Genomic DNA, 5,416 nt, shown 5'->3' with positions numbered 1-5,416 from the left:
CAATTCAATTCGAACGGCTCGCATGACCTGAAAAAGGTACCGCGGTTTCAGAGCTACCGCGGTTTCCTGTTCGGCAGTCTCAATGCTGACGCCATGTCGCTGGAGGACTACCTCGGCGAGACCAAGGCCATCATCGACCAGATCGTCGATCAGGCGCCTCACGGGCTTGAAGTGTTGCGTGGCAATTCCTCGTACATCTATGACGGGAATTGGAAAATGCAGATGGAGAATGGATGCGATGGTTACACTGTCGACTTGCTTCTCGACTTGCATTCAATGCACGAGAAGAGCCGGCCGCTGATCGTTTCGGGGCCGCTGGAAAAAGGCATCGAACTTGCGCTTGCAATCGGGACGCCGGCCACCGTGATCGTGGATGAAGGTCATCCCCAGGGCCGCAGGATGCGTGACTATGGCGAATTCGGCGACACCGGCAGCGCGAAGAACGCATTGTTGATTGAATGCGGTCAGCACTGGGAAGCGAGCGCGGTAACGGTCGCCCGTGATACCACCGCGCGTTTTCTGCAGCACTCAGGTGTGGTCGACGAAAGTGACCTTCCAGAGGGCTGGCTCCAGCCGTCGCCGAGCGAGATGAATGTGGTTCGCGTGACGCAGCCCGTCGTCGCCGACAGCATGAATTTTCGCTTTGCGGATGCGTACACCGGGCTCGAAGTGTTTCCGAAGGCAGGCAGCGTGATTGCGTGGTCCAACGGACAACCCGTCCTTACGCCCTACGACGATTGCGTACTTGTCATGCCGTCGCTCAGGCAATTGCTTCCGGGTGTGACCGTGGTGCGGCTCGGCAAGATCGAGCGAACCGTCAGTCCGGTTTGATTCCTTACGTTTCAATCAATTGCGGCAGAACGAATTCAGAGGGGCATCAGTGAAGGTCCAGCAGATCAAACAAAGCGTCAATGCCAAAGGCCTCGAAGACTGGGGAACTGCAGGTTTGCCGGGCACCGCGCCCATACAGATTTCCGGTTTGCAGACGGTAATCAAAGGCAGTGAAGCCATCGACACCGGCATTTTCGAATGTTCGGCGGGCACCTACAGGCGCTCGGTCAAGCAAGCGGAGGTCATGCACTTTCTCGCCGGCCGCGGACGTTTCACGGCAGACGGCGAAGACACCATCCACTTTGCCAGCGGCGACACGCTGTTCTTCGAAGCCAACACAGAGGGTCTGTGGGAAGTCGAAGAAGCGATGCGCAAGGTGTACGTTATTTTTTGATCAAGGTCGTCGAACTTCGGGGAGGCAGACGACGATTGCAGGCCTGCTCCGGCAAACCAGTACGGCTCCGGTAAATCCCGGAGCCGTACTGCCTGCCTTCAGTCAAGGATCAACCGGCAGTAACAACATCGAATCGGTCCAGGTTCATCACCTTGACCCATGCACCGATGAAATCGTGAACGAACTTCTCGTTCCCATCTTCGCTTGCATACACTTCGGCCAGCGCTCGCAGTTGAGCTTGCGCGCCGAACACCAGATCGATGCGGCTGCCCGTCCATTTCACCTCGCCGCTCTTGCGATCTCGTCCTTCGAACACGTCACGATCTGCTGCTAGCGCCTTCCATTCCGTATCCATGCTGAGCAAGTTGCGAAAGAAGTCATTGGTGAGCGTTTCCGGACGATCAGTGAACACGCCATGCTTGCTCTTTCCAGCATTCACGTTCAGAACGCGCAAGCCGCCAATCAGCGCAGTCATTTCAGGTGCTGTCAGCGTGAGCAACTGTGCACGGTCGATCAACAGCGCTTCGGCCGGAACACCAAACTTCGCTTTCTCATAGTTGCGAAAACCATCGGCGAGCGGTTCCAAAGCCGATACCGAGATCACATCGGTCTTCTCTTGCGAAGCGTCCATACGACCTGGTGTAAAAGGTACGCTGACCTGGCGTCCAGCACCCTTCGCCGCCTGTTCGATGCCCACACTGCCGCCCAGCACGATCAGGTCCGCTATCGACACCTTCTTGCCGCCAGTGGCCGCACCGTTGAAGCCGCTCTGAATGCCTTCGAGAATCTGCAGGACCTTTGCCAGTTCAGCGGGCTGATTGACCGCCCAGTCCTTCTGCGGAGCCAGCCGGATGCGCGCGCCATTCGCGCCGCCGCGCTTGTCCGAGCCACGAAATGTCGACGCCGATGCCCACGCAGTCGAGACAAGCTGCGACACGGAAAGCCCCGATGCCGCGATTTTTTCCTTTAGAGAAGCAATGTCCTGTTCGTCGATCAAAGTGTGATCGACTGCTGGGATCGGGTCTTGCCAGATCAGCTCTTCGCCAGGGACTTCCGGCCCAAGGTACCGGAGCCGCGGACCCATGTCGCGGTGCGTCAATTTAAACCACGCGTGCGCGAAGGCATCGGCAAGCTGGTCGGGATTTTGCAGGAAATTGCGCGAAATCTTTTCGTATTCCGGGTCGAAGCGCAGCGCCAGGTCGGTAGTGAGCATAGTGGGCGCCAACTTCTTCGACGGATCATGCGCGTGGGGAATCGTCGCATCCGCGCCCTTCGCAACCCATTGGTTCGCGCCGGCGGGACTCTTGGTCAGCTCCCATTCATGACCAAACAGGTTCTCGAAAAACCCGTTGCCCCACTGGGTAGGCGTGCTGGTCCAGGTCACCTCCAGCCCGCTCGTGATCGTGTCGCCGCCCTTTCCGGTGCCAAACTTGTTCTTCCAGCCAAGGCCCTGGTTTTCGAGTTCCGCAGCCTCGGGTTCGGGACCGACATTGTCGGCCGGACCCGCGCCGTGCGTCTTGCCGAACGTGTGCCCGCCGGCGATCAGCGCGACGGTTTCCTCGTCGTTCATCGCCATGCGTGCAAACGTCTCACGGATATCATGCGCGGCCGCAAGTGGATCAGGATTGCCGTCGGGCCCTTCAGGATTGACGTAAATCAAACCCATTTGCACTGCGCCGAGTGGATTCTCGAGAATGCGGTCGTTGTCGGTACGGCTCTTTTCCTCGCCGTGCTTTTGTTCGTCTGCCACGAGCACGCCGCCGTCCTTGTCATTGCCGGCCGCGCCCTTGCCATAGCGGACATCGCCGCCGAGCCAGGTCTTTTCGTTTCCCCAGTAAACATCCTGGTCCGGTTCCCATGTGTCCTCGCGGCCACCCGCAAATCCGAGAGTCTTGAAGCCCATGGTTTCTAGCGCAACGTTGCCGGTCAGGATCAACAAGTCTGCCCAGGAAATCTTCTGACCGTACTTCTGCTTGATAGGCCAAAGCAGACGCCGGGCCTTGTCGAGGCTGACGTTGTCGGGCCAACTGTTGAGCGGCGCGAACCGCTGCTGGCCTCGCCCGGCTCCGCCCCGGCCGTCGGCGATGCGATAAGTACCGGCGCTGTGCCACGCCATGCGAATGAACAATGGGCCATAGTGACCGAAGTCCGCCGGCCACCAGTCCTGCGAATCCGTCATCAATGCGGCGAGATCCTTCTTCACCGCGGATAGATCAAGGCTTTTGAACGCCTCGGCGTAATCGAAGTCCTTACCAAGAGGATTTGCTTTCCCCGAGTGCTGGCTGAGCAAGTCCAGCCGCAGTTGCTTCGGCCACCAGTCGCGGTTCGTTGTGCCGCCGCCGGCTGCGTGGTTGATTGGGCACTTTGCTTCGGTTGACATGCCTTATCTCCTATAGGGATTTGCCCGGCAGGTGTTCGGCTTCGCGTCCGGCATGGAAATCAAATTGCCGGATAGTTGCGTAATAGCGTTCAAAGTCTGCTTGCCCGGCATTTATGGGTTTCTACGATTGAATACATGACAAGTACGGTTTTGTTCAGCGACGCAATCCGCCTCGCTGGCCCGGTTGCAGGCTGCCGGACTGCTTGCCACAGCCGAAAATATACGATACCGCAATGAATAAAAGAATGTATTTACTGCAATGGCTTTGATAATCGATGGCTATCGCTCGCAACGCGTCCCAAACTGGTTCCTTACAACTCACGCGCACGAAGCAGGAACCCAGTCGTGCTGCAATAAACCGACATACGATCGTGCCTGGCTCCACGAAATGTCATGCTGATATTGATAAGGAATCCAGAATGTTTTTTCACTGTAAGCTGGCCAACGACTTGAGTGCGGGCCCACAGGACCCGAGTCAAAGGTTTCCCGGATCGCCGTGTCTTTGTTCCTTCAGTTGGGTTAAGAGTCTATCGCGCTGCAGTGTCCTGGAACGTTGAGACGACGATCCGTGATTTGGCTTCGTTGATTTACTTATCAAGCAGGACCAGATCGCAAACAATCGGCACGCTGCTTGCTATCAGAGCCCACACCTTTAAAAATCTTATTCTTGGAGCCCGGTCATGGACATGGGTTGTGTGGCCTTTCAGGCGCATCTGGCAACGTTGCTTCGAAGCATGCCTCGTTGTACGACGGCGGAACTCAATGAGCGCACTGTCGTATTTTGGGACGGTCAATGGGCGAAAGGCGCTGAGATCGGCGACGACGGGAGCGGGTTCCTGCACGCCAAGTTTGACCTCGACGAGCGTACCTGCAATCGGCTGCACGCCGATCTGGTCGCCTGGCTGGAAGCTCCGCGATACGGATCGCGCTCAGAGCTTGAAGCGTGGATCTTCGACTAGGCTCTCTGCAGATGAAAGGCGCGGGCCGTATCATTCTCCAACGCTTCAGAGCGCATGCCTACAAGCATGCTTTACAAAGCGGGTCGATACTTTTGACACTGCCACAACAGTGACCATCGCATCCTAAACATAGGAAGAAACCCCTCGTCACCGGCAGGGCAGCTCAAGCCATGCGGAACTGCCCGCCGTTCAACTCAGGCGATGACCTTCTGCTCCCCGGCAGTCTGCTCGCGCATGCGCCGCGCTTCGTCGCGCAGGAACTGCTGGTAATCGTCCAGATCGCCGTCGAAGGGCTCGACGCCACCCTTGGTGACGAGCCAGAACTCGTCACATACTGCGCGCAGCAGGGACCGGTCGTGACTGACCAGCAGCACCGTGCCTTCGAATTCGTTGAGTGCCATGCCCAGCGCTTCGCGTGTGGCCAGGTCGAGGTGGTTGGTAGGTTCGTCGAGCAGCAGCAGGTTGGGACGCTGCCACACGATCATGCACAACACGAGCCGCGCCTTTTCGCCGCCGCTCATCGTGCCGACTGCCTGATGGACCATGTCGCCGCTGAAGCTGAAGGTGCCGAGGAAGGTGCGAAGCGATTGTTCGGTGCCACTCTGGCCAGGGGCACGCATGTTGGCCGGCGTGTCCTTGGCGAGGCGGATCATGTGTTCCAGCGGCGTGTCGAGAGGACGCAGCACGTCGAGCTCCTGCTGAGCGAAGTACCCGATGTTCAGGCCCTTGCCTTCGCTGATTTCGCCCGCAATAGGCGCCAGCTCGTGCGCCACCGTTTTCACCAGCGTGGACTTGCCCTGGCCGTTGGCACCGAGAATGCCGATGCGCTGCCCGGCCAGCACGGACCGGTTA

4 protein-coding genes and 1 pseudogene are annotated in these 5,416 nt (G+C 58.3%); 3 read left to right on the top strand and 2 right to left on the bottom strand.

Annotated elements, in window-relative coordinates:
• A pseudogene (locus ACRXB1_RS29100) lies at positions 1-831 on the top strand (hypothetical protein); the annotation flags it as partial.
• 49 nt (positions 832-880) lie between these two features.
• On the top strand, positions 881-1,225 hold the full coding sequence (locus ACRXB1_RS29095) for a cupin domain-containing protein (RefSeq protein WP_449493995.1): 345 nt from the start codon (positions 881-883) through the stop codon (positions 1,223-1,225).
• Positions 1,226-1,334: 109 nt separating this feature from the next.
• On the opposite strand, the gene katG is transcribed toward ACRXB1_RS29095, so the two are convergent.
• Entirely contained in the window at positions 1,335-3,605 is a 2,271-nt protein-coding gene (gene katG, locus ACRXB1_RS29090) for a catalase/peroxidase HPI (RefSeq protein ID WP_449493994.1), read from the bottom strand.
• Between the two features lie 680 nt (positions 3,606-4,285).
• Between katG and ACRXB1_RS29085 the strand changes: the two genes are divergently transcribed.
• On the top strand, positions 4,286-4,564 hold the full coding sequence (locus tag ACRXB1_RS29085) for a hypothetical protein (protein WP_062001928.1): 279 nt from the start codon (positions 4,286-4,288) through the stop codon (positions 4,562-4,564).
• Between the two features lie 194 nt (positions 4,565-4,758).
• On the opposite strand, the gene ACRXB1_RS29080 is transcribed toward ACRXB1_RS29085, so the two are convergent.
• Positions 4,759-5,416: ATP-binding cassette domain-containing protein (locus ACRXB1_RS29080; RefSeq protein WP_449493993.1), on the bottom strand; the 658-nt coding region annotated here is incomplete at its 5' end.

Source organism: Caballeronia sp. M23-90, assembly GCF_053574605.1.
This window is presented reverse-complemented; position numbering and strand designations above follow the sequence as displayed.

Bases quoted from the DNA above. Each gene is read 5' to 3' on its own strand.
- katG (WP_449493994.1), bottom strand. From the start codon at position 3,605: ATGTCAACCGAAGCAAAGTGCCCAATCAACCACGCAGCCGGCGGCGGC.
- ACRXB1_RS29085 (WP_062001928.1), top strand. From the start codon at position 4,286: ATGGACATGGGTTGTGTGGCCTTTCAGGCGCATCTGGCAACGTTGCTT.